This window comes from uncultured Fibrobacter sp. (assembly GCF_947305105.1).
Lineage (GTDB): Bacteria > Fibrobacterota > Fibrobacteria > Fibrobacterales > Fibrobacteraceae > Fibrobacter.
The window spans coordinates 1-24,891 of the sequence record NZ_CAMZCS010000042.1 but is presented as its reverse complement, the minus strand read 5'-3'; the positions used below and the strand labels follow the sequence as shown (position 1 = coordinate 24,891).

The following is a 24,891-nucleotide window of genomic DNA, read 5'->3' as shown; positions in this document are numbered from 1 at the left end:
ACCAAAATTTTCAAAAAAACAAACAAATTGTTTTCAGTAGCCCCTTTTTTTTCTTGGCAATTCAGAAATTACCAACGACTAAAAATGCATAAACAGCCCAGCATTACCTAAGTGAATGCGGGATATTTATTCAGTCATCGAGAAATTGATTTATCGTAAAGAGAATAGAAGCGTCGGCCAGGGAAGGGGAGGGTGCAGGGAGGGGACCGGGCGGCCTTCGCAACTCTGAGCTGGGTCCCCTCCCGCATAGCCTAAAACCAAAATTTTCAAAAAAACAAACAAATTGTTTTCAGTAGCCCCTTTTTTTTCTTATTTTTCCAAAAAAGGGTTTTATTTGAGGCGACAAAGTATTATGAACAAGACAAAGATTTTCTTACTATTTGCATCTATTTTTTCATTCTTTTTGACAGCTTGCATGCCTGTGTCTACAAGTAGCCGCGAAGACGACGAAGGCGCATTCGAAGATGCTATCCGCGACGCCGCAAAAGAAAGAGGGCTGAAGCTCCCCTTGTCCGATGAAGATTTCAAGGCGTTGCCCATAGAACTCCAAGAGTTCGAATTGGCCTACGAACTGCTGGACCTGTTCTACCTGTACGCTCACATGAAAAACGAACTAGGTGGCAGGAACGACTACTTCCAGCAATCTGCAGGGACTCCTTACGCCAAGCTCCCTTACAGCGACATCTATTACATGTTCAGCCAGATGAGCTGCCCCTTCACCAACTATTACGACCCAAGTTATTACGACGAAATTGCCGACGCACTCTACTACTCCGACTACGGAGTCGGATTCGGATTCAGGCTAGACACCATCGAACACAGCCCCTCCGACGACGCCGTCATCTCGAACATCTATCCGGACGGCCCTGCCAAAAAAGCAGGCCTCAAAGAAGGCGACGTCATCGTCAGCATCGACCGCAAATCGGCAACCCGCGAAAGCGTCGAGAGACTGGAAATGACCAGCAAAGATGGTGACATCTACTCATTCGTTGTCTCACGCGGTCAAGAAATCGACACATTCGATCTCACCGCACGCCAAGTGAAGGCCCCCACGGTGTACATCAATTACAGGGGCGACATCCCCATGATTACGATTACCGAGTTCACCGACACCACCATCACGACAGAAGGAACTTATGGCGAATTCAAGGCAGCGCTGGAAGAAACGGCCGGGGCCAAGGCAACCGTCATCAACCTCGCCGACAACGGAGGGGGCTCGGTAGACCACTGCGAATCCATGGCGGCAGAATTCCTCCCCAAGAACACGCTCCTCGGCTATACGATTTCTGCAGAAATCGACAGCTCCAAGTACGACTACATACAAAGAATTGACACCACCGCCATGTACGCCACCGACTACGAAAAAACAGAGGGCGGCATGGCTCAAGACCGCTATGTCGTGTTCATCGAGAACGGCGGCACTGCAAGCTGCGCAGAACTCATGATTTCCGCTGTCGCCGCAGCAAAGAACTCTCCGGTCGTCGGTACGCGCAGCTACGGCAAGGGCATCGGGCAGTATTACTTCCCGACAGAGGCTGGCGGTTTCGCAGGCGTCACCAGTTCACAGTTCATGGACAAGAACAGGGAATCTTACCACACGTTCGGTATCGAACCCGACGTCGTCAGAATCAAGCTGAAAGACGCCGTAGACGCCGCATTCGAAATTGCAGAAGAAGGGACATTGGTAAGGACCGCCGGTTATAGCACCACGCCGTCTGGGCACTTCCCCGCCCTCGCCCGCTCAACCGGAGTTCGCCAGAGTTTCAACCGTCTCGACCACTTCGGTGCGTTCCAGGTAAAGAAGTTCCCGAGATATCACAAGTAACGGAAGCCGGAATTAATTCCGGCTTGTCACGTCGCGCATACGGACCATCACGTCCGTCGTGTCGTTTACCCTTACGGCAGGGGCGGCAAGCGTAAGTTCGACCTGTTTCCGAATTTCGCCGACCTGCACCTTGAGTTTTGCAAGGCGCTCGCCCGCAAGTTTCGGAGTCGCAATCATCGTTTTGGAGAGCGGGTTTATCCAGGCACCCTTCGCATTCTTGAAGCCGAAATGCAGGTGCGGGCCCGTGCTACGCCCGGTCGAGCCGACGCGGCCGATAATCTGCCCCGCCGACACGTGAGCGCCCACGCCCACTCCGCGCGACGACAGGTGCATGTACCAGCTTACCGAATTGTCCCTGTGCTTGATAGCAATCTTGTTGCCGCTCAGCGGATCGAAACCGGAAACCGTCACCACACCGACTGCAACCGCATGGACCGGCGAACCTGTAGGGCTACCATAGTCTACGCCGTGGTGGACCGTGCGCTTGCCCGTAATGGGATGGATGCGCGAGCCGTAAGAACTCGTGATGTGCAGGCGGTCGAGCGGGTAACGCAGCCCATCAAAAATGAGCGCCTCGCCCGATTCGGTATAATGCGCATTGTACGTACTCTTGGGGTCGCCGTCGTAATAACGGAACGCCTCGTGGTGGCCGACAGTCCTGCCTTCGAACTCGGCATAAACGACCTTGCCGTCGATCCAGATAGAATCCTGATAGAATGTCTCTTCGAGCAAAATGCGGAAACGGTCGCCCGGCCAAGCCTGCCTGAAGGCTACCTTGCACTGGAGCACGCCACCCACAATACCCACCATGCGCGAAGGAATCCCCACCTTGTGCAGAATGCCGCTCAAGGTACCGTCTTTTTCGATAACGCCTTCATAGACAGACTGGCGGACCTTCACCGGCTTTTCGATACGGCTGTACACGTAGCCCGTGTCCACCTTGCTCATCACGTGGATAGTCGCCGGGTTCGGTGCATAGCGGAAACGCTGGACGCTGCCGCTGGAATCCAAGGCCGCAAAGAACACATGGCCCACGCGCATCTTGGAAAGTTCCACACTATCTTGCATGCCGAGCACAATCTTACCGCGTTCTTTCTGGTTAATCTGCATGCGGTAGAGCACTTGGAAAAGGCCGTCGCCCGCACGGACTGTATCGTTGAAGATAGTCCAGTTCCCCGGCAGTTGCTGGAGCCTGTCTATTTCGAGCCGGAGTGAATCTGCCGTGCTTTCGAGCATTGCGGCTTCTTCTTGCAGGTCTGCAATTTTCGCCTCTTCGCGGCAACCTACAAGAGATACAATAACAAAAAGAACAAAAAGTCTAAAAAGGGACATCAAAACCTATCCATAAACAAAGCGAACTAAAGATAACTATTAAAAAAAAAGCCCTGGCAAAAGAGCCAGGGCAAAACACGATTATGGAGCCGGTGCGACCGGCGGACCACTTACGGATTGGCAGGAGCAGCTTCGGTCTTCGGAGCTTCAGCCGGCTTTTCAGCGGGCTTCGGAGCAGCCTTCGGAGCGGCGGCCTTGGCCTCTACCTTCGGTTCTTCCTTAGGAGCGTCGGCAGCGTGCGTGTCGATGAGTTCCATTTCGAACACGAGGAGGCTGTTGCCCGGAATCTGGGAGCCACGGCCGTGCGGACCGTAAGCGAGGTCGCTAGGAATCCATGCGGTGACCTTTTCGCCCACCTTCATGAGCTTGAGCATTTCGGTCCAGCCCGGAATCACAGCGTTGATCGGGAACTCGAGCGGTTCGCCACGATCAACAGAGCTGTCGAACTTGGTGCCGTCCAGGAGCGTACCGGTGTAGTGGACCTTCACGATGTGGTCATCGGCAGGGGTAGCACCCGTACCTTCGGTGATTACCTTGTACTGGAGGCCGCTAGCAGTCGTCACGACGCCTTCGGCAGTCTTGTTCGCAGCGAGGAAGGCTTCGCCGGCAGCCTTGTTTGTTTCGGCAGCGATGCTATCCTTCTTCACTTTTTCAGCCTGACGAGCCTGGGAAAGGTCGGTCAGGGTCTGGAAAATCACGGAGTCGTTCATCAGGAACTTAGCGGAATCTTCCATATAACGTTCCTTGAACGCCTGGATGAAGAGGTCAATGTCCAAATCAATGGAGTCGCGGGTAACGAGCTGGAAGTGAGCCTGGTTGCCGAAATGAGCACCGAGAGCATAGCTGTACTTCTCCTTCTCGGTAACAAGGGAAGTCTTGGTCTTCGGGCCTTGGCAGAACTGGTCACAGCCAGTCAGAAGCATGGCAATGGCGCCAGCCGCAATAATCATTTTTGTCTTCATAAAGAGTCCTCTTTTAAAATTGACATCAGTAAAATAGCAAAACGGCAGTGATTTAGCGCACGAAAAAAAGATTTTTACACATTCTTTTCGTATATTATGTCAGAATTTATCTTTTAAAGGATTTATTATGTGCGGAATTGTCGCCTATATTGGCACAAACGAAGCCCTGCCCATTCTCGTCGGCGGGCTCAAGAAACTGGAATATCGCGGTTACGACAGTTCGGGTGTCGCCCTTATTGACAACGGGACCATCAAGACAGTAAAGGCTTCCGGCAAGATCAAGGAACTTGAAGACAAGCTCAAGGTGAACCCGCCAAAGGGCACCATCGGCATCGCACACACCCGCTGGGCCACGCACGGCGCTCCGACCGTCGAAAACGCGCACCCGCACATGAGCTACAACGGCAAAATTTCCATTGTCCACAACGGCATCATCGAGAACTACGCAAGCCTCAAGGCCAAGCTCATCTCCGACGGGATCAAATTCCAGTCCGAGACCGATACCGAAGTTGTGGCGCACTTGATTGCACGTTTCTACACCGGCGACCTCAAGACCGCCGTACTCAAGGCCATCGCCAAAATCGAAGGGACGTTCGGCCTCGCCGTCATCTCCAGCGACGAACCGGGTACGCTTATCGGCGCACGCCGCGGCTCCCCGCTCATCCTCGGCATCGGGAACGAAGGCGACTTCTTCCTCGCAAGTGACGTTTCGGCCATTATCAACCACACGCAGAAGGTGGTGTATCTCGACGACAACGACATCGTGCAGGTGAAGAACGGTTGCTATTCCATTGTCAACATGAACAGCCACGAAGTCCAACGCGAAGTCAAGGACGTAGATTTCGACGCCGATGCCGTCGCGAAGGGCGGATTCCCGCATTTCATGCTCAAGGAAATTTTCGAGCAGCCCGAAGTATTGCGCAACACCATGCGCGGTCGATTGCTCGTGGCAGAAGGGAACGCCAAGCTCGCCGGGCTCGACACGAACATCAACGAGCTCAGGAACATCAACCGCATCATCATCACGGCTTGCGGCACCAGCTACTACGCCGGCATGGTCGGTGAATACATGATCGAAGACCTTGCAGGAGTGCCGGTAGAAGTCGAATACGCATCGGAATTCCGCTACAGGAACCCCATCATCAAACCGGGGACGCTCGTACTAGCCATCAGCCAGTCTGGCGAAACCGCCGACACGCTCGCGGCACTCAAGGAAGCCCAGCAGAAGGGGGCCACGGCCCTCGCCATCTGCAATGGCGTCGGGTCGACCATCGCTCGCACGAGCGATGGTGGCGTGTACCTACACGCCGGCCCCGAAATCGGCGTTGCGAGCACCAAGGCGTTCACTTCGCAGGTTACCGTGCTTGCCATGATTGCGCTCCTGCTCGGCCGCCAGCGCCGCCTCAGCTTTGAAGCAGGCGCCGACATCGCTAGGTCGCTCCTGGATTTGCCCCTCCTCGCCGAAGAGACACTCAAGCTTTCGGACAAGATCAAGGATCTCGCTGCACAGTACAGCAAGGCGAACAACTTCCTCTACCTGGGCAGGCACTTCAACTACCCCGTCGCGATGGAAGGTGCGCTCAAGCTCAAGGAAATCAGCTACATCCATGCGGAGGGCTACCCCGCCGCCGAAATGAAGCACGGTCCCATCGCCCTTATCGACGAGAACATGCCCGTCGTGGTCATCGCTCCCAAGGATGCGCTCTTCGACAAGATTATCAGCAACGTCCGCGAAATCAAGGCCCGCGGTGGCCGTGTCATCGCGATTACGACCGAGGACTGCCACCCGCTCGACGAGATTGCAGACCACATCATCAAGGTTCCCAAAACCATCCCAATGCTCATGCCTATCCTCACCTGCATCCCGCTGCAGTTGCTCGCCTACCACATCGCCGTACTGCGCGGCAACGACGTGGACCAGCCGAGAAACCTGGCGAAGAGCGTGACGGTGGAGTGATGAGAGGGGTGAGGGTCTAGAGGTTAGGATCTAGGGAAAAATTTCACGGCTTCGCCGTCTTATATTGACGCACGAAGTGCGTGATTCTTTTCACTAGCCTCTACTCTCTATTCTCTAGCCTCTCTATTCCCTATACAACGCTTTCATCTCATCCGAAATGGCCATGGGTCTTCCTCTGCCCATGTCGACCAGCACCCACTGTGTCTCTGACTCGAAGATTACCTTGCCGTCCGAGACGCGCTCGAATTTGCACTTGCGCACGCAAGCGACCTTGCCGTAGGCATCGACCCACGTGGTCCCGCGGATTTCTTCGCCAAGGAAAGCCTGATTCTTGTACTCCACGTGCTGCACGTGAATCATCCAGCCGGCTCCCAACTTTTTCATGAGCTCGGTTCCGCCCACGGAATCGGAGTGCGCGATGGCGATGTCCTGAATCCACTGCACAGACCACACATTGTTGAAATGGTGGTTGTCGTCAATCATTTCGGGTTCGACCTTGAACACCTTCGTAAACTTCATCGGATTCGGATTCTCTTCCATCGCAATAGCCATAATGGGTCCTCCTATAAAAAAACGGCCCGTTCCCAAATATGCAAAAAGGATTCCCCAAAAACAATCGGGATTTCCAAATATTTCTAACTTTCACGAGGGATGACCGAAATCGAAGAACAGGAAGATTACGAAGTCAACATTGGATCGTTCAATGGTCCGATGGATTTGCTCGTCTATCTAGTGCAGAAAAAAGAAATGGCACTGGATAAAATTCCTATCGCCGAAATTGCAGACGACTTTGCGAAATGGGTAGAAGCCTACTCGGGCATGGACCTTTCCAAAGCCGGCGACTTCCTGTGCATGGCGAGCCGCTTGATGGCCCTCAAGGTGCAGGAACTCCTGCCCGCCGAGGAACGCGACCCCGAACTCGTGGAAGCCTACAACGAAGACCGCGAACAGCTGATGAAGGAAATGCTGGAATACCAGCGTTACAAACAAGTTGCCAGCGGCCTACAAGAAATGGAATCCAAGAACTTCGGCACATTCTCCCGCGGGCGCCTCGAAAAGACCCAGAACGAAGACGACACCCTTGCCGACGCGAACATCTGGCAGCTTTTCCGCGCTTACCAAAAGAGCCTGAAGACAAAGATTTCGGAGACCATCCACCATATCGAACTGGACTACGTGACCATCCAGGACCGCCAACAGGCCATCAACAACTACCTGAGCGTCAACGGGCGCGCCCTTTTCGAGGACCTGCTCGACAACGACAGCCACCCCATCGTGGCCGCCGTGACCTTCATGGCCATGCTCGAAATGATCAAGACCGACGAACTCGTGTTCCGCCAAAGCGAACTCTTCGGCCCCATCTGGATTTACCGCAAAAAGAACAACCCCGACTACGCCGAAGAAATGGCCCGCGAGACGGTGTTCTTCTCGAAGGATCCCGAAGTCAAGCCGGGGCTTGTGGAGGCCCTGCGCAGCCAGGCGCTCGCCCGCAGCCAGCAGGGCAACGTGGGCGATATTGCCGCCGTGATGCGCGAAGCCGTGCTGTGGACCTCGCGTGGCAGGAACGTGACCGAAGACGACCTCACCGCCATGCTCGAAGGCCGCGAAGATATTTCGGAAGTGCAGGAAAATCCGTTCGGCGATGCCGATGACGACGAGCAGGGAGCAGCAGCCCCCGCACAGCAAGCAACCACCGACACTGCAGCAGAACAGCCAACAGAAACGCCTGTTGAACAAACCGCCGAAACAGCTAACGCCGAGACAACCGCCGCTGCGGACGAATCTGCAACACCTTCCGAAACGCCGGAAGAAACTCCCGCAGAACCGGTAGACGAAGCCGTCGAAGAACCGTCAGCAGAAACGCCCATGACGGAAGAAGAAATCGAGGCCTTCATCAAGAAGGCCCAGGCGTATTATGCCGGAGAACAACCGGCAGACGAAACGTAAGAAATCAATCCCAGTTAATCGTGGGCGGAGGATCCTTCAGGTCCTTGTTCTGCTTTGCGGCCTCGAATTTCTTTTCGGCGATGGCTGCACGCTGTTTGTCCTTCTCCTTGCCCGCGGCAAAGAGCGCATCCAGCTCGGCAGCGCGGTTCTTTTGGCTCTTGAGGAATTCGTCAAAAGACTTGACTTCTTTCTTGTATTCCTTGTGAGAGAGCACCTCGCCCGTGTCGGCATCGACAACGAGTTCGCCCTTGCACATGGGGCATTCTACGGTCAGCGTCCTTACAGCCATAAAGCCTCCTAGTCCCTGCGCCCGCCAATAAGGCCAGCACGGTACGCCCAGTAGAGCAATTGCAGAATGGAAGATATCGCAGCGGCCACGTAAGTGAGGCCTGCGGCAAAAAGCACTCCAGAAACCGTATTGTACTCCTTGCCTTGTGCAACCACGTCCATACGGGCAAGCGCCTTCTTGGCACGGGAGGATGCATCGAATTCCACCGGCACGGTCACGAGCGTAAAGAGCGTCGCGGCGGCAAAGAGGATAACACCCACCAATGCGAGGGAATAGCCCAGCGCACGGCCGGCACTCATCAACACAATACCGATAATCACGAGCCACGGGCCGAGATTGCTACCGATGTTTGCAACCGGGACAATGGCGGAACGCAACCACATCGGGAAGTAGCCCTGCGCATGCTGGATAGCGTGACCCACCTCGTGCGCGGCGACACCCGCGGCACTTGCGTTACGGCCGTAATAAACTTCTTTCGAGAGGTTGAGCGTTTTGTTCAGCGGATTGTAATGGTCCGAGAGGAACCCATGATGCACAAGCACCTGCACGTCGGTAATACCCGCATCCATGAGGATAGCCTTCGCCACGTCGGCACCGGTGAGGCCGCTGGAAATGTTCACTTTCTGGCCCGCAGCAAAACGGGACTTGACAAGCATGGAGACTCCACCGGACAGGGCCAGCGTCACCAGGAGAATCATCATGTATAAAGGATCAAAGTACATATATCTACCTCAGGACATAATATACAAAAAAAGGGAGTAGGATCTAGGGGCTAGGGGCTAGGGAGAAATATCACGGCTTTGCCGTCTGTTATTGACGCACGAAGTGCGTGATTCTTTTCACCCACCTAAAGGTGGCCATGCCCACATAAGTGCTAAAGCACTAAGTGGTCAAAGGTAGCCTCTATTCTCTAGCCTCTAATCCCTCAAATCACATATCGCCGATGTCGAGTTTCGCTTTGTCGCGGGCACGAGTCAGCAAAAGCCCGAGCACAAGGTACACGACAGCCTGCACGGCAAGCAAGTACAGCCGGGGAGCCACGTCGTATATATCGCCTCCCATCTGCTCAATCGAGAGCCAGGCCGGCACGGCAAACGTACTCGGCAGAATGTACGAAACCGCAGCCATCCAAGAAGGAATCAGGTAGCTGGGCCAGCTGAAGTTTGCAAGGAACAATATCGGGATGGAAAGATACAGGAACAACTGCATGCTGGATTCGCGACGCAAGAACACCTGCGACACGACCATTCCCAGATTGATTGTAGACGCAAGGAACACGACCGAGAAAACGACCATCGGGAACAGCTCGCCGCGTCTCGGGAAATCGAAGAGGTTGTAGATAATGCAATGATAGAAGAGAATAAACGAGCAATAATGAATAAAGTAAGCCAACGAGCGTCCAAAATACCGGTAAGGCAAGGTCTCGTTTTCGACCGTACTGTCGCGCAACTTTTTGCGGAAACGGCGATGCGCACGGGAACCGCCCAATACGCAAATCCCGATAATGAGCGACTGCTGCAAAATCACCACGAGCACGCTGGGCACCACGTAATTGGCATAACCGCCCGTGCTATTGAACAACGTCTGGATGCTGATGGGGAACGGGTCGCGCATGGCAATGGCCTGCGCCGACGGGACCTTCTTGGAAATCGCAATCTGTTTGACCTTGTTCGTCGCACCCAACGTCAGGGCGCATGTGGAGAACGCCGTACCTATAGCGCCATGCAACATCACGTAGGCGCCATTCGTAAAGATGTTCACCGACACCTGTCTGCGGTTACGGATATCCTTTTCCATGTTCTCCGGGATAACCATGAAGCCGTAGATTTCGTCGCGGGACATGGATTCTTCGGCCTGGAGCATTTCGGGATAAATAGCCTTCACCTCGATTTGCTGCGCCGCCGAGGCCATGCGGATAAGGTCGCGGGACATCGCCGTATTGTCCATATCCACGATGGCAACAGGGACCTTCGTCACGGTCTGGTGAATATAGGGCGTCGGATAATAAAAGGCGTACAGGACACCCGCCACCACAAGCAAAAGCACCGCGGCCGGGTCCGTGTACATCAACTTCCATTCGGCAAAAGCCACTTTCCAAAGGCGACGGATCATGTGCGCGCCTCCGATGCAGCCAGCTGTTTTTCCTCGTACTCAACTTCCCTACGCTGGAACTGCTTCCACCGCATGAACATGAGGAATGCACCGAGAAGGTTCCAGAACAGAGCCATCCCGATAAGAATTTTCAGCACATCCCATGCAGGGCCCATGCCGACATCGCCCAAGAGCATCATCGACTGAATCTTGAGTGCATGCGTCAGCGGAAGCACAAAGGCAAAACAGCGCACAGCTAAGGGCATGGACATCACGGGGAACGTCTGGCCTGCAAAAGCAAAAGCAGGGCTACCAATAACGCCTGCGGCACCTGTGGCAATTCTCATCACGCCCACCACACCGACAAATACAAATCCAGCACCAGAACATGCGAGAATCATGAACAGTTGCGCGGCAGCAGTCATGACAAATTCATCAAGAGTTAACGGAGCGAGAACACGGTGGCAATAAGCGTAGCAACCAATCATGCCCAGCCAAAGCACGATGTTCATGGGGAGCATGCTCGCAAGCCACAGCGTAAACCGGGAGCCGCGTGCATAGCCGAGCATTTCCCTCACGCGGTGGTCGCGGAGCGGATACGATGCCACGTACACGCCGACAATCATCGCCGCAAGGTGGAACAGCGCCGTCACAAGACCGAGCCCGAGGAATCCCTGGTAGTTCCCGGCGATGTTGCCCACGGAATGGATTTCCGTTTTCACGGGATCGTCCATCTGGGCCGTAAACATTTCGCTCCCAGCCGCCGAAAGTACCGCACGGATTTCCTTGGTTGCGAACATGTTGATCAAGTAGTTCTGGCCGCTCGAATAAACCGGGATGACCGGGCTTTCGAACCTTAGCGCACGGCGTTCCAAATCGTTGGGGAGCACAAGGAACCCCTGAAGGTCACCACGAATGACAGCATGCTCGCACTCGCTCATGTCGTGGCAAATCATCTTCACGTCCAGAACGGGGCTGGAACGCAACTTAGATTCCAGGCGGTCGGCCAAGTGGCTGTCATCCTGGCGAACAATGCCGATAGGCACATGCTGCACAATTTGCGAGGAGAACAGGCCCAGCATAAAGACCGAAACCCCGACAGGCAACACGAGGAGAATCAGCCACAAAACCAGATTGTGGCTGAAATAGATTTTCCGGACCGTTTTCAGGAATCCCTGCAACAGCACGGCAAGCCTCCGTTATCGAATAGCTTCCGCCGAAAGGAGGACGCTCATGCCCGGGCGCAAGTTGTCAACCTTTTGCGTGGGGCGCAAACGCACTTCGAACGTCTTGAGGTCAAAGCCGCCGCTTTCCTTGCTGCTGCGCCACGTAGCGTAGTCGCCCACGGAGGCAATGTAGCTCACTTCCATTTCGACATCGCTGTCGAGTGCCGGGATGTGGGTCACAAAACGCTTGCCTTTGGACACGTTCTTCAAGAAATCTTCGCGGAGGTGGAACACCGCCCAGGCGTCGTCCAAATCCGTCACGGCCACCACAGGCATACCCGAGCCGACAACCTCGCCTTCTTCGGCAAGCTTGAGCGAAACTTCGCCCGTAATCGGGGAACGAATCTTGGTTTCTTCGAGGTAGGCGTCGACTTCGGCCGAGGCACCGCGGGCCTGCATCACAAGGGCGTTCGCAGCCGCCTTGTCTTCGCTGCGGGCACCGGCCACGGCCTGGTCGTACTGCGCCTTCGCGGCATCAGCGGCAGACTGGCTCGCCTTCATCTGGGTTTCGGCTTCGTCGCGTTTCTGGAGCGGGAGCACGCCCTCGTCATAAAGTTTCTGCACGCGGTCGTATGTGTTCTTCGCAAGCGTCGCGGCATCCTGAGCGCGGTCGGCCATTGCCTTGAGCGCGGTGATATCTTCGCTGCGGGCACCATTGCGGGCCTTGTTCGCCTGGGCCTTCGCGGCGCCAAGCGCACCTTCGGCCTGGATTTTCTTCGCCTCTATTTCGGGGCTGCTGATAATCGCCACGAGGGAATCTTTGTACACGAAATCCCCTTCGCGCACAAACAGCGCCTCAAGGCGTCCGGGGATCTTACCCGAGACAAGGACGCGCCTTGCTTCCATCTGCCCCTGCAAGAACTGCTCGCGAGGTTCGGTGGCAAACTTCTTGAGCTGGACAACGCCCAGCACGACCAGCGCACCCAGCGACAGCACGATAACCATCTTGCCAAAGAATTTCAACGCATTGATCATTGTTTATTCTCCTTGTTCTCGGGAACCGTTCCCGCGGTTCCTTGTTCAGAAGATTCCTTTGCCGGCGCGGGGGCCGGGGTTGCAGCCGAATCAGCAGGCACTTGCGCGGGGGCAACAGAATCCGCAGCGGCAGGTGCCGGTGAAACCGGCGCAGGAGCAGGCGCGGCAGTCGCCGCAGAATCCACAACAGGCGCAGCGGGTTGCACAGGAGCCACCGGCTTAGAAGCCGTGAGCAAGGTGCCAGCATTCTCAACCTCGCCGCAAGACTCGAGCAAGCCGAGCCATGCGATAACGGCATCATAGTGAGCCTTCAAATCGGCCACCTGCAAACGTGACAGCGCCAGTTCGGCATCCACTACATCGAGGCCGGTCGCAAGACCCGCCTCGTAAGCCTTGTTCTGGCTACGCAAAGCCTCGTCGGCCAACTCACGTGTTTTCTGCAAACTAATCAAGCGGCTCTTGGCATGTTCCATCTCGCGCCAGCGCTTTTCGACAAGCAAATTGATGTTGTCCAAAGTCTGTTCTTCCATACTGGCCAGCGAACGGTCCAGCGCCTTCGCGCCGCTCACCTTGGAGCGGGTTTCGCCGCCCTTGAACAAATCCCACTGAGCCTTCGCACCCACAGCCCATTCCGGCTCCAGTATGGTCAGGTCTTTCGTATAAAGTTCCTTGTAACCGAACAAGGCAACCGTCGGGAAGTAATCCGCACGGGCGGCACTGACGGCGGCCTGACTGCGCTTGCGCTCAGTACGCAACTGCCTAAGTCCCGGATGTTTCTCGCGTGCCAGCGCCTTGATTTCGTCAATGGAGCGGTATTCTTCGGGCGACTCAACCGGGGTTGTCGCGGTGATGCTCGTGTCCGTATGCAATAAGCTAGCCAAAGCGAGGCGAGCCAGGGTCTGGTCGCGCATGGCATCTTCCAATGCGTTCTGGGCTTCGGCAAGGGCCACCTCGGCGCGCAGGCGTTCCGCCTTGCTAATCTGCCCGCCCTCTTCCAATTTTTTAGAGCGTTCCAAGTGGCCTTCCAAATTGCGTTTCGTCGTCTCGCGGAGCAACGTCAATTCTTCGGCCAGTCGCAAGGAAAAATACCGGGTCGCGACATCCATGAGGATGGCGTTCTGGGCCATGTCAAATTCGGCCTTGCGAGCCGTCACGTTTTCTTTAGCGGCATCGTAGGCGGAATAAATCTTGAGCCCGGTAAAAATCGGCCACACGACGGACAAGCGTGCATTGAAGAACACGTCATCCTGGACTCTTTTCTTGAAATCCGGCAAGGCCGAATCCAGCGAGGATTCCGTCTTCATCTTGGCGAGATTCCCCACGGAATCACCGACGCCTCTCGCCATAGGATCAGCCATTTCATCGGGCATTCCCGCCCCTGTGGCTCGCTCATAGGCGGCATCGTAACCGGTCCTATAATAATTTTGGTATGCTTCGGCCCCATGCACCGAGATAATCCCCGAACGGATTTCGTTCAGGTCGATATTGATGGGGTCGTTAATTTTGGTAACCCCTGCAGATAGGGATACAGTAGGCATAAAACGAGAGCGGGCCTCGTCCTTACCACTTTCGGCCATTTCGACCTTAGCCCTTTCGGCCTTAATCTGCGAGTTGCCCGATTTTGCCATGTTAAGGGCATCCTGTAGCGACAGGGGAGCTGCCATTGCCGCGACAGAAACAAAAACAAGAAATGTAAAGCGCAACTTCATAGCAAAAAATAAAATAGCAAATTACCCCTTTTTGGCACCCGCAAAACCAAGCCATTTCTGACAAAACGGGGAAAAATGACTATGACATACAAAAATCCCCCGGAAAAACCGGGGGAAATCTCGCATGAGGCTTGTTTTTACTTGCCGGGGGTCGGTTCGGCGGCCTTCCAGGCGCTCGCTTCGTAACCCATCGTCTTCGTATCGACACGCTGCAAGCTGAATCCGAGACCATCCGCTTCCTTCAAAGCCGGCCAGCGGTCAGAATAGAGCGTGGCATCGTGCCAAATGTAGAAGTAAGCAAAGCCATTCGGAGCGGACTTGCTTTCGACCTTGGCAAAAGGCTCCTTGACAGCGATCGTTTCGCTGCGGTTAGAGAGCTTACCGGAGTAAGTCACAATCTGCACCGCTTCCGGGATAGAATAGGTCGAACGGACAAGATCCGGGCCCCAGTTCGTAATGCCCAGGTTCGAAGCCACCATCGGATCCAATTCCGCCGGAATCAGGAGAATCATACCTTTGGCCGGAAGAACCGTCGTGCTCCCGAATTCCAAGTTGATACCCTCGATTTTCCAACCCTTCTGGACATCGGTGTTGGTGTTGTAAAGAGTGATAGCCTTGTCAGTACCGTTCACCAATTCCATGAATTCAAACGGAATCGCACCCGGATCCGATTCGTTCGGATGGTAATGGATTTCGTTGATATAGACAGATCCCATCTTGAGGGCAGAATTCTTTTCACCCGGTGTAGCGGAGGCCAGCGGGCCCTGGGCCGTAGAACCGTCACTCAGGTCAATCACGCCACTTGTACCCGTACCGGCAGGCACCCAGATACTGGATTCTTCGCCTTCCAGCGACCCACGCAGGTAGAATTCGCCACCCTGCGGGCTCACCACCAGTTCCTCGCTGAAATTATCGACAGCATCAAGTTTCACGTATCCCTTCGCAGGAATCACCGTGGAGACAGTCCCGGACTTGATGGTCAGAGTCTGCTTGCGGCGCTTGACTTCGATGGTCCAGCCAGCGACATCCACTTCCTTGTCGCCCGTATTGTACAGTTCGATCCATGCGTTGTCTTCACCGATAGTCGGCATGATTTCGTTGATACGCACTGCAGCAGGGGTCACCCACTCGTCGTTGCCGACACCGGGATTGCCCTTGTCAAGCTTGCTTGCAGCCCAAGAGTTCGGCTGGGCAGCATTGCCACTCACATGCACGAGGGTACGGCCCTTGCCATCGGCAAGGCTCGGCCAAGGAGGTTCGTTGCCAAAGGCACAGCTCACGTCGCCCTCGCCGCTAACCTTCACGTTCACGACATCGCCTTCGTTGGCCAACTTGACCTGCGTTCCGCCATCCCACGGGCCAAACAGACGGCCGGCAAACGTAGGATAAGTCGCCATGAACTCAGTAGGATCGTTCGTCACCACGATGTATTCACCCTTCTTCAAGGGCTCTCCGGGGAATATGTAATCAACGGCTCCGCTCAGGTGAAGGTCGAAATTCTGCATGTTGTCCATGTCCATGCCACCGACGATATAGATTTCAATCCATTCCAAGGCAGAACCGTCAGCCGCATTGTACATGATTTCGGAACAGCCCATCTGCGGTTCGCCCGTAGGATCAATGGGTTCTTCGCTGCTGCTCGAATCACCAGGAGTAGGTCCAACACTGCTACTGCTGCTAGCAGCAGGATCGCCGCTGCTATTGCCAGAATTAGCCGGATTGCCGTCGGAACCTTGGGGATCGACAATACCGCCGCTACTACCACCATTGGAATCCGAACTCACTTCAGGAGTTACAGGATTGCTTTTGCTTTCGTCATCGGTGCAAGCAGAAAGCGCACCGAGCAAAGCAACGCAGGTACCGGTCAAAAGCCACTTTTTCATATTCATAGGGGCCATCCTTTGTTCAAGTCAAACTCTATAATAAAAAACTCTAAAAATTCCCAGCCAGTTTCGTCCAGTAGGGGCTCTTGAACCTACGCGGGTTCTCGTAAACCCGTTTCCATTCAGCTGCCGCATTACCGAATTTAGAAAATGCGGAGTGCTTAAGGTTCAAAAATCTTATCAGGTCGAACATCCAGTATGGCACCTGTGAGCAAGGACACTTTAATTCGAGCACAGCGTCCATTCCCGGCTGGAAAAACCTCGGAAGTCCGGTCGAATGCATGTAGTGCGGGTCCACCGTGTAATCAAACCCGTTCTCTTCGCGGAAGCGCATGCCCGTATCGATAGTGACGCGGGAATATTCCTCGCGGAGCCCGAACCAGGCGCGACGCTTGTACTGCGTCAAGAGGCGCGGGTGAGCCCCGTGGAGTTCCGTCTTGTAAAGGAAATCCTTGAGGTACTTGCGATCCTTGTCCGTCTTGCAAGGCCATTCATCGGGCTTCATGTGCCAGACTTCACCGGGGTTGATTCCCTTGATAGTGGCGCGGCTCTTGTAGCAGATGCTACGGATCTTGCGCTTGACCTCGAAATGGAACGTGCCGTCCTGAGCCGGATGCTCGCCGTAGGTGCGGATGCGCATGTTGAAGCGGTCCAGGAGTTGTTTCTTTTTCCAACCGAGGAATGTCCACTTGGGGCTATCCAGGTACAGGTTCGTAATCCAGTAGAAACCACCCGGAGTAATCTTGGAATAATAGTCTTCTTCGCAATACGGAGCAAGGAAGGCACCAATCCGGTCCGCCCACGCGACGGGGATATGGTACTTCAGCTCGAAACGTTCGAGAAGGCTAAATCCACGGGCTTCTGCCATATTACTTCAAAGCCTCACGGAGATGGTTTGCGCTACCCTCGCGGGCAAGGATGCCCGCATAGTTGAGCAATTCCAGGTAGCGCACGAAAATATCGTATTCCAGCTTGACAGCCTTCATGTCGCTTTCGAGCGAACTTTCCTTGGCGCGCAGGAGCAACAGGGGGTCGGAGCCGGCATTAATCGCGAACTGTTCCATGAACCCGCTCGCGTTCACCTGCTGCACATATTCCTTCTGCACCTTCCACTGGCCAATCATGGCAAGCACTTCCTCGGTCAGGCGGGCCACCTTCTGGTTGATATCGCGCACGTCAGCGAGGTAGTCGCTTTCGGCATCGAGCTTGGCCACCTGGAGCTTGAGATCGCCATCCTTGCCGCTGTCGAAGAACGGCAGGCGGAAAGCGAGGTTCACGAAGAACTTGTCGGCCGTCTTGCGGTCGTCCTTGTCCGGGACGAGGAAATCTGCCGTCGCAGTGCAACCCAAAGCGATCTCACAACCTGTTTCCTTCTTGAAATCTTCCAAGTAGTCGCGATATTGCCCCGTACCGAAGACGTCCGTCGCATCCATCGTCTTGTACTTTTCCATGCGGGATTCAATCTGCAGCGCATAACCAATACCGATATGCGAGATATAGTCACGACCCTTGCTCACGTCCTGCTTGGCCTGGGCAACTTCGGCGTCGCGCTTGCCGCGGGCCATCGCCACCAGCGGGAAGTTTTCATTCACTTCCACACCATTGGAAAGGTTCTGAGCAAGTTCGTCCATGGTCGGGAGGAACGAGGAATCCAGGTCAACTCCATCGAAATCGGGCACCCAGATTTTCATCTTGAGTTCCGCGTCACGCAAAGCCGTGCTGTCCGAAAGCAAATCCGCCTTCAAGGTAGCACCCTTTTCCAGAGCGGCCATCAGGTCTTCGGGATTGAAGGACGCCGAACCGGACTTGAGGTGCAACACCTCGATGCGGTCGGCATTCACCTGTAGCAACTGCTTGTTGATTTCGTTAATCTTCTTGCGCATCACATAGCGCACACCGCGCTCGTAGCGGTCATACAGCAACAAGGAGCGCTCCACGCCAAAGCGGGCAAGTTCGTACGCCTTATTAGCCTCGTAGCGTTCGCGGTCGGCAGAGCCTTCGCCGAACGTCTTGGGGCTCATACGCAATTCAAAGTCGTGCTTGGCAAAGCTAAAACCATCCAACTGGTAACGCAATTCCATCTTGTCCCAGAGTTTCGTGTTCCTGGGAGAAGACGTTGCTTCGGAGCGCTTCTGCGCGGCCTCGAAACGGGGGTCAGTCTGCGCCGACTGGACAAGACGGTCCCACGTCAGCGGACCTGCATACAAGGCCGCAGACAACATGATAGGGAGTGCAACAAAGCGCTTCATTATTTCTTACCGTCTTTCTTGAGATGTTGTTGAATAACGCCCATTTCCGCGATGGTCACCATTTCGCCCAGGAGGAACGGATTCTCTTCGGGGATCTTGATGGTCACTTCACGACCGTACACCGGCAATTCCGGCATTTTCCACATACGGGTCGGGAACGGGACGATACGGCTGGAGAGGCCGACAACTTCGCCGACAACCGCCTTGCCCGTACCGGCAAGCGTGGTCACCTTCACAGTCTCGCCCACATCCATGTTCTGGTAAATCTGTTCGTTGATGTAGCCGCGGATAATCGTCGGGCGCTTGTGCGTGAGGGTGAGAATCGGGGCAAAGCTCGAAACCTTTTCGCCATCGCGGACGTTCACGTCACCGACCACCCAGTTTTCCTTGGCAATCTGGACGAGGTCTTCCTGCTGTTTCTGGAGTTCGGCCAGTTCCTTCTTCAGGTTCTCGACTTCGCTCTGTCCGCTCGTCTTCTGCAGGCGGCCACTGCCGCGCAAAAGGGCGATTTGCTGGTTTGCGCTCTTGGTAGCCAATGCAAGTTCGTTCTTGAGGCTCTTGATCTGCAGGGCCATGGCGTCGTTGCCGTCGCCGCTGGACTTCGAGTTCGAGAGGCTCTTGAGCTTGGCGGAAATTTCCTTGTTCTTCTGGTATTCCGTCTCGAGGTTGCGGATTTCGGCGCTGAGAGTGAGGCGCCTTGTCTCGAGGTTCGCCTTGACTTCGGCCACCTTCTGGTCGATTTCGGCGGAACTCAGGTTGCTGCGGCCTTCGAGGGCGTCAATTTCGCGGGCAACTTCGGAGATGCGGAGAGTCAAGTCCGGGCGGTTGATTTCGACAATCGTGTCGCCCACCTGGAGTTCCTGGCCGGGAACCACGTGGACCTTAACGATTTCGGTTGCGGAGGGCACGCTGATAATGGTTTCGTTCGCATCGGCAATGCCGCGGAACATGGCCACCTTGCCCTGGTAAACCAAGCCAAGGACAATGGCAAAAACAACGCAGAAAGCCCAAGCCAAAGACAGCTTGTGAGTATAGACGTAGGCGACACCCGCATTATTCTTGTGGGTGTTCCAGAAATTGTCGAGAAGATCTTCAAGTTTGTGCATCGTATCCTCCCCTTACATTTCCGTCGTCGCGTCTTGCATCATGAACTGGACATCCGAAATACCCTCGATCTTGGAAAGGTCATTCAGGATTTCGGCAGCGGGCTTCGTCGCACGCAGGCGAATCTGGTAAGCGACATCCAGACGGGCGCCGCCATCGACTTCGCGCATGGTGATGAGAATGAAAGTCTTGAGGCTCGTCTTCATGATATGTTCGACCTGGGCACGGGCATCGCCTTCGTTCGGGAGAGCAAAGCGGAGCATACCGTCAAAGAAGTGCTTGGTACCGAGACCCGTACGGGAAAGGAGGAAAGCGACACAGCAGAAGGCTATCGTACCGCCGACAGCGGCACCCCAGGCATAAACGCCACAGCCGATACCCGCACCTAGCGCCGCAAATATGAACATGATATCTCGCGGGTCCTTGAAACTCGTACGGAAGCGGACCACCGAAAGCGCACCCATCATACCGAGACCGCGCCCGACGTTATCGCCGATGGCCTGCATGATCATTGCAGCCGCAACCGAGCTCAGGACGATGCCCTGAACAAAGTTCCTGGAATAGGAAAGCCCGAGGAAGGTCTTTTCGTAAGTCCAGCCGATTGCCGAAGATAAGATAAAGGCAAGGCAAAGCGTATATGCCAACGTAATAATAGTAGCGTTGGTCGTACTTGATTGAACCGCAAGAAGGTCTAACATTATGCTCTCCGTATTTGATTACGTTTTTCCACAAAAGGCAAAAGGAGCTATCGTACCCTCATCAATAGCCCAAGAACCTAAGCTATCCAAAAATAACAAAAGGGCTTAAAAAACGTTTGAAAAAAGAAAAATACACGTTGCTGACGACAACAACAACACGCAAAATTCTCAACATCTACAACGCATTTTTCATTATGGGTAATAAATCCGCCCCATCCAGGCAACCACTAGCCCTATCAGGCAAACTATTTTGTTAACGAAAGTTAACAAAAAGGCTCCGCTACAATGCGGAGCCTTCCATTTTTTTTATATTCACTTATTTCTAAATATCACATGGTAAAGCGTCAGTTTTGCCCCGATATCATCGTTATATCCCGATGATATTATTTCGGAATCCATATAAATATCTATCGAGTCATTCATAGAGTCAAAAGATTCCAAATAATAAGTGCTACAACAATTTTTTTCATGAATTATGGAATCAACAACTGCCTCAAAGTTCCTAACTTCATTCTTCTCCAATGTATCACAAACGGAATCACCCTTTAAATTCAAGCAAAACCGAACAACATCGGAAGTCTCATTCTTGTAATCAACAGCAAACCCATACGCAGCATCATCCACTTCGTCCGGCGATGAGCAAGCACACATCAATAATAAAACTACAACAACAGCTAGTTTCATCTTATATTCCCTATTTCATCCAATAATTAAACAAATCATCCATAGCCTGATTAGTGTAAACTCGCCCACCCGCATTAGATGGATAATGTTTTTTAAGATATTTTTTCAATTCAGTTAAAGAGGATGTTGCAAAAACGGCCTTTTCCAAATCAACAATATTGAATCCACGCACAGCATCCCCTTTTACAACAACATAACCATCTCCTTTGGGCTTATAGAATGCGTCCGAATCTTGTAAATCTTCAATTATTCCGGTATATACATTTGAATGATATGTTTGTCCCGGAACACCATATCTTTTCTCAGCAAAGAAATTTTCAACTCCTCTCGTATATGTATTTCTGAAATCCTCCGGCAAATCAAAAAATTTTGATAGTGACTGTGAAGTATTCCAATAATGACTCGTATGTCCAACCTCGTGAATTACCGTTGTATAAATTTCTTTTGACGATCTTCCATAAGTAGATATACATATTTCTTCCAAACCACCCCAATTGTTGCTGTACCTACCATTCGACTCTCCTGCCCCACACCCAATAAAAGGACCACTAGTGGGAACATTATTTTTATAATCCTTCTTGTTCTTATAATATACTTCAATATCCAAGCTCCAATTCCATGTAGTATTCTGCCTTGGCCTCTTCAGCCCGAAATTATTCCCATACCAATACTGATAAGCCGCAGTCCACACGATACACCACTTGGCCTTTCTCCCAGTAAATTTTTCATTCCAGTCCTTCTTTTTATTGTTATTCTCAATCTCAAGGTCCTCTCCATAAGAAGAATGACCATCTTCTAGCAAAAAATCATCTGAATCAAAATTTGCTTCGTAATCTATGGAAAAATTCCATTTTTCCGGGATTTTAAAGTCACCATTTTCGTTCGTATGCGTTTCCTTCCAATAGTAAGAATAGCCACCTGTTACACGGACCCCAACAAGAGGTTGCGCATGTAAAATGTCGTCTTCAAATTCCAGATGTCCCTTATATCTTTTACCTGTTCCCAGAAGCGACCAAGCGAACGTATTCTTTTTTTCCAAGACCGGAGCCTGCGACAATGACGGCTCCCTTTCACCAACGTTTCCAGTCATTTGAAGAGAAGTCCATTCAATCTCCTGCAAAGAAACACCCAAATCATTCAATTTTTCCGCAACAGGGTTCCCAGAGGAAGCCTTTTTCAGAACTGAACGCGCAGCCGAAATAGAATCCCGTTCTTCATTGTCATCTTCATCCAACGGCTCCACGAGGAAAAGTTCCTTGATTACATCGTATTTCGTAGAGCCAAAATCAAAGTCGGCAGGAACCGCTGCAAAATACGGCTTGACAGAATCAGGCAAAGTCGGGTCCACATAAACCGCCGGCTTTTTGATGGGTTTATAGTCAAGCGGATGCTTGAAATACACTATGGTCGTATCGCGCGCCTTCAATTCGGCAAGTTCGTCTTTCCCACGAACAAGGAACCGCACATAAAGAAAGTTCGGCTTCAATTCCATGCTTTCCACTTCAGCAGAATCGATTGCGGAGGTTTTTGCCAAGATGCTTTTCCGCATAGCCCTGTTCATATTCTCAACCGTATAAGGGTCAAGGCTCGGGTCGCTCACGATTGCGCTCGTAAGCACGTTGACATTCGAGTCCTCTGCTTGCATGGAATCAGTCCCAACCGACAAGTCAGAATTAGAACACCCTAGAACAAATAAAAGCAACGCCGAAGCGTATATGCTTTTTTTCATTTTAATCCCCTCGTTAAAAACAACGTTGTAAATATAAACAAAGTTTTATTTGTAAAGTAATTGTAAGCGAAATAAAACCTTTTTATAACATGTTAACTAAAAAAAGATGGCCGAAACCATCTTTTTTATCAAATCCAAGATTTGAAGAAGAAACGAGCGAGAGCAGGAACCCGGACCGAAGGCGTACAACTCGTACGTCGAGAGTCCGGGTGACGAACTATCGCGAAGTTTATTTCTTCAAATATTCGTTGATGCCTGCTGCAGCGCGGCGACCCTCTCCCATAGCCAGGATCACAGTAGCAGCGCCGAGCACGATGTCACCACCGGCATAAACCTTCTCCATGAAGGTCTTGTTGGCAGCGGCATCTTCGAGAAGGATGTGACCCTTCTTGTCGACAGAAAGTTCCGGCGTGGTGTTGCTGATAAGCGGGTTACTCCCGTTACCGATAGCAACGAGCACGGTGTCGCATTCGATTTCGAAGCTTGCACCTTCGACCTTGACCGGACGCGGACGGCCCTTTTCATCGGGTTCGCCGAGTTCGTACTTGTCGACGAGCATGCCGCGCACGTGGCCGGCTTCGTCGCCAAGAATCTTGGCCGGGTTCTGCAGAACGCAGAATTCGACACCCTCTTCCTGGGCATGGAGAACTTCTTCCTTACGGGCCGGAAGTTCGTTCATGCTGCGGCGGTAGACGATGCGGACCTTTTCGGCACCGAGACGGAGAGCCATACGGGCAGCGTCCATAGCGACGTTACCACCACCGAGAACGACCACGTTCTTACCGGGCCACATCGGAGTATCGGCGTGTTCCTTGTCGTAGGCGCGCATGAGGTTGGCGCGGGTCAGGTATTCGTTAGCGGCGAACACACCGACGAGGTTTTCACCTTCGATATTCATGAAGAGCGGGAGGCCAGCACCGGTACCGACGAACACGGCATCGAAGCCATCCTTTTCAATCAAATCCTTGAGCTTGCGAGTACGGCCGATGACAAAATTTGTCTCAAACTTCACGCCCATGGCAGCGAGAGATTCGATTTCGTTGTCAACGATCTTCTTGGGCAGACGGAATTCAGGAATGCCGTAGCGGACCACGCCACCGAGCTTGTGGAAAGCTTCGAAGATGGTCACGTCGTGGCCTTCGCGGCGCACGTCGGCAGCGACAACCAGACCGGCAGGACCGGAACCGATCACAGCCACCTTCTTGCCGGTAGCAGGCTTGACGGACGGCACGGAAGCACCACCGTTGTTGCGTTCGTAGTCGGCAGCAAAGCGTTCCAGGCGGCCGATAGCCACAGCCTGGTTCACGTCCTTGTGCATCTTGCCCATGGTGCAGTTCATCTGGCACTGGCGTTCCTGCGGGCAAACACGACCGCAGATAGCCGGGAGCAAGCTCGTTTCCTTAATCTTGGCGATAGCGGCCTTGAAGTCGCCTTCGGCAATCTTCGCGATGAAGGCCGGAATGTCGATGTGCACCGGGCAGCTTTCGACGCAGAACGGCTTCTTACAGGCGAGGCAGCGGTTGGCTTCCACGATAGCCTGGGCTTCGGTGTAACCCTGAGCCACTTCTTCCATCACGCGGGCGCGGTAGCTGGGTTCGAGCTGCGGCATCGGCTGGGCCGGAATAGCAGTCTTGTCCTTGGGCTTGAGCGGCTGCGGAAGAGCCTTAATCTTTTCAAGTTCCACCTTGGCGGCGGCGTCCAACTGTTCACGAGTCAAATGTTCAGACATTACTTGCTCTCCTTGGCCTTTGCGTCAGCCATCTTATCAATGTTGCACTTGTGGCCGTCGTTGGCACCGAAGCGGTGCAAGGCTTCCTGTTCCTGGGGCTTGAAGGCGCCCATACGCTGGAGCATGTTGTTCCAGTCGACTTCGTGGCCGTCGAATTCCGGGCCATCGACGCAGACGAACTTCGTCTTGCCACCGATAGTCACGCGGCAGCCACCGCACATGCCGGTTCCGTCCACCATGATGCTGTTGAGGCTCACGACGGTCTTCACGCCGTAGGGCTTGGTGGTGAGAGCGCAGAACTTCATCATGATCGGAGGACCGATGGCGAGCACCATGTCCGGCTTGCCCTTCGTGTCTTCGCAGAGTTCCTTCAGCGGTTCGGTCACGAGACCCTTGCGGCCGTAGGAGCCGTCGTCGGTCATGAAAATGATTTCGTCGGCGAGGGCGGTCATTTCTTCCTTCATGAGGAAGAGGCTTTCGTTACGGGCACCCATGATGATGG

At 53.6% G+C, this 24,891-nt stretch carries 21 protein-coding genes; 3 read left to right on the top strand and 18 right to left on the bottom strand.

Annotated features, from left to right (window positions below; genetic code table 11):
* The first annotated feature begins 403 nt into the window (after window positions 1-403).
* Window positions 404-1,825 (top strand): S41 family peptidase, encoded by a 1,422-nt coding sequence (locus tag Q0Y46_RS13520; protein ID WP_297948095.1) that lies wholly within the window; start codon window positions 404-406, stop codon window positions 1,823-1,825.
* 12 nt (window positions 1,826-1,837) lie between these two features.
* Here the strand turns inward: Q0Y46_RS13520 and Q0Y46_RS13515 are convergent, their stop codons facing one another.
* A complete protein-coding gene (locus Q0Y46_RS13515) occupies window positions 1,838-3,157 on the bottom strand; it encodes a M23 family metallopeptidase (RefSeq protein ID WP_297948093.1) in 1,320 nt (439 codons plus the stop codon).
* 110 nt (window positions 3,158-3,267) lie between these two features.
* Entirely contained in the window at window positions 3,268-4,119 is an 852-nt protein-coding gene (locus Q0Y46_RS13510; protein ID WP_297948090.1) for an FKBP-type peptidyl-prolyl cis-trans isomerase, read from the bottom strand.
* Window positions 4,120-4,246: 127 nt separating this feature from the next.
* Between Q0Y46_RS13510 and glmS the strand changes: the two genes are divergently transcribed.
* Entirely contained in the window at window positions 4,247-6,076 is a 1,830-nt protein-coding gene (gene glmS / locus Q0Y46_RS13505) for a glutamine--fructose-6-phosphate transaminase (isomerizing) (RefSeq protein WP_295680012.1), read from the top strand.
* 123 nt (window positions 6,077-6,199) lie between these two features.
* On the opposite strand, the gene Q0Y46_RS13500 is transcribed toward glmS, so the two are convergent.
* Entirely contained in the window at window positions 6,200-6,628 is a 429-nt protein-coding gene (locus Q0Y46_RS13500) for an acyl-CoA thioesterase (protein ID WP_295680004.1), read from the bottom strand.
* Between the two features lie 99 nt (window positions 6,629-6,727).
* On the opposite strand from Q0Y46_RS13500, the gene Q0Y46_RS13495 reads away from it, so the two are divergent.
* Window positions 6,728-8,023, top strand: a complete 1,296-nt coding sequence (locus tag Q0Y46_RS13495; RefSeq protein ID WP_295680001.1) for a segregation/condensation protein A — start codon at window positions 6,728-6,730, stop codon at window positions 8,021-8,023.
* Between the two features lie 4 nt (window positions 8,024-8,027).
* On the opposite strand, the gene Q0Y46_RS13490 is transcribed toward Q0Y46_RS13495, so the two are convergent.
* The 15 genes from Q0Y46_RS13490 to Q0Y46_RS13420 form a co-directional block, all read right to left on the bottom strand.
* Window positions 8,028-8,312, bottom strand: coding sequence for a hypothetical protein (locus Q0Y46_RS13490; protein ID WP_297948087.1), 285 nt, complete (start codon window positions 8,310-8,312; stop codon window positions 8,028-8,030).
* 8 nt (window positions 8,313-8,320) lie between these two features.
* A complete protein-coding gene (locus tag Q0Y46_RS13485) occupies window positions 8,321-9,013 on the bottom strand; it encodes a zinc metallopeptidase (protein ID WP_297948086.1) in 693 nt (230 codons plus the stop codon).
* Between the two features lie 229 nt (window positions 9,014-9,242).
* Complete coding sequence (locus Q0Y46_RS13480) at window positions 9,243-10,424, bottom strand: ABC transporter permease (RefSeq protein ID WP_297948082.1); 1,182 nt, start codon at window positions 10,422-10,424, stop codon at window positions 9,243-9,245.
* Window positions 10,421-11,590 carry an ABC transporter permease gene (locus Q0Y46_RS13475; RefSeq protein ID WP_295679989.1) on the bottom strand — a complete coding sequence of 390 codons (1,170 nt, stop codon included), beginning with the start codon at window positions 11,588-11,590 and terminating at the stop codon, window positions 10,421-10,423. Before Q0Y46_RS13475 ends, Q0Y46_RS13480 begins: the two co-directional genes overlap by 4 nt.
* A gap of 12 nt (window positions 11,591-11,602) precedes the next feature.
* Window positions 11,603-12,604 (bottom strand): efflux RND transporter periplasmic adaptor subunit, encoded by a 1,002-nt coding sequence (locus Q0Y46_RS13470; RefSeq protein WP_297948079.1) that lies wholly within the window; start codon window positions 12,602-12,604, stop codon window positions 11,603-11,605.
* Complete coding sequence (locus tag Q0Y46_RS13465) at window positions 12,601-14,313, bottom strand: TolC family protein (protein WP_295679983.1); 1,713 nt, start codon at window positions 14,311-14,313, stop codon at window positions 12,601-12,603. Before Q0Y46_RS13465 ends, Q0Y46_RS13470 begins: the two co-directional genes overlap by 4 nt.
* Window positions 14,314-14,450: 137 nt before the next feature.
* Window positions 14,451-16,202, bottom strand: coding sequence for a lamin tail domain-containing protein (locus tag Q0Y46_RS13460; protein ID WP_297948075.1), 1,752 nt, complete (start codon window positions 16,200-16,202; stop codon window positions 14,451-14,453).
* 43 nt (window positions 16,203-16,245) lie between these two features.
* Complete coding sequence (locus Q0Y46_RS13455; RefSeq protein WP_295679977.1) at window positions 16,246-17,064, bottom strand: polyphosphate polymerase domain-containing protein; 819 nt, start codon at window positions 17,062-17,064, stop codon at window positions 16,246-16,248.
* Window position 17,065: 1 nt separating this feature from the next.
* Window positions 17,066-18,445 carry a hypothetical protein gene (locus Q0Y46_RS13450; RefSeq protein ID WP_297948073.1) on the bottom strand — a complete coding sequence of 460 codons (1,380 nt, stop codon included), beginning with the start codon at window positions 18,443-18,445 and terminating at the stop codon, window positions 17,066-17,068.
* Window positions 18,445-19,551 (bottom strand): HlyD family efflux transporter periplasmic adaptor subunit, encoded by a 1,107-nt coding sequence (locus Q0Y46_RS13445; RefSeq protein WP_297948071.1) that lies wholly within the window; start codon window positions 19,549-19,551, stop codon window positions 18,445-18,447. Before Q0Y46_RS13445 ends, Q0Y46_RS13450 begins: the two co-directional genes overlap by 1 nt.
* Window positions 19,552-19,563: 12 nt before the next feature.
* Complete coding sequence (locus Q0Y46_RS13440; RefSeq protein WP_290961043.1) at window positions 19,564-20,247, bottom strand: DUF4956 domain-containing protein; 684 nt, start codon at window positions 20,245-20,247, stop codon at window positions 19,564-19,566.
* A gap of 312 nt (window positions 20,248-20,559) precedes the next feature.
* Window positions 20,560-20,931 (bottom strand): hypothetical protein, encoded by a 372-nt coding sequence (locus Q0Y46_RS13435; protein ID WP_295681195.1) that lies wholly within the window; start codon window positions 20,929-20,931, stop codon window positions 20,560-20,562.
* Window positions 20,932-20,941: 10 nt separating this feature from the next.
* Window positions 20,942-22,660, bottom strand: coding sequence for a hypothetical protein (locus tag Q0Y46_RS13430; protein WP_297948068.1), 1,719 nt, complete (start codon window positions 22,658-22,660; stop codon window positions 20,942-20,944).
* A 229-nt stretch (window positions 22,661-22,889) separates the two neighbouring features.
* On the bottom strand, window positions 22,890-24,389 hold the full coding sequence (gene gltA / locus Q0Y46_RS13425; RefSeq protein ID WP_297948066.1) for an NADPH-dependent glutamate synthase: 1,500 nt from the start codon (window positions 24,387-24,389) through the stop codon (window positions 22,890-22,892).
* A partial coding sequence (locus Q0Y46_RS13420; RefSeq protein ID WP_290745496.1) for a sulfide/dihydroorotate dehydrogenase-like FAD/NAD-binding protein occupies window positions 24,389-24,891 on the bottom strand: 503 nt, incomplete at its 5' end. The genes Q0Y46_RS13420 and gltA, both read right to left, overlap by 1 nt.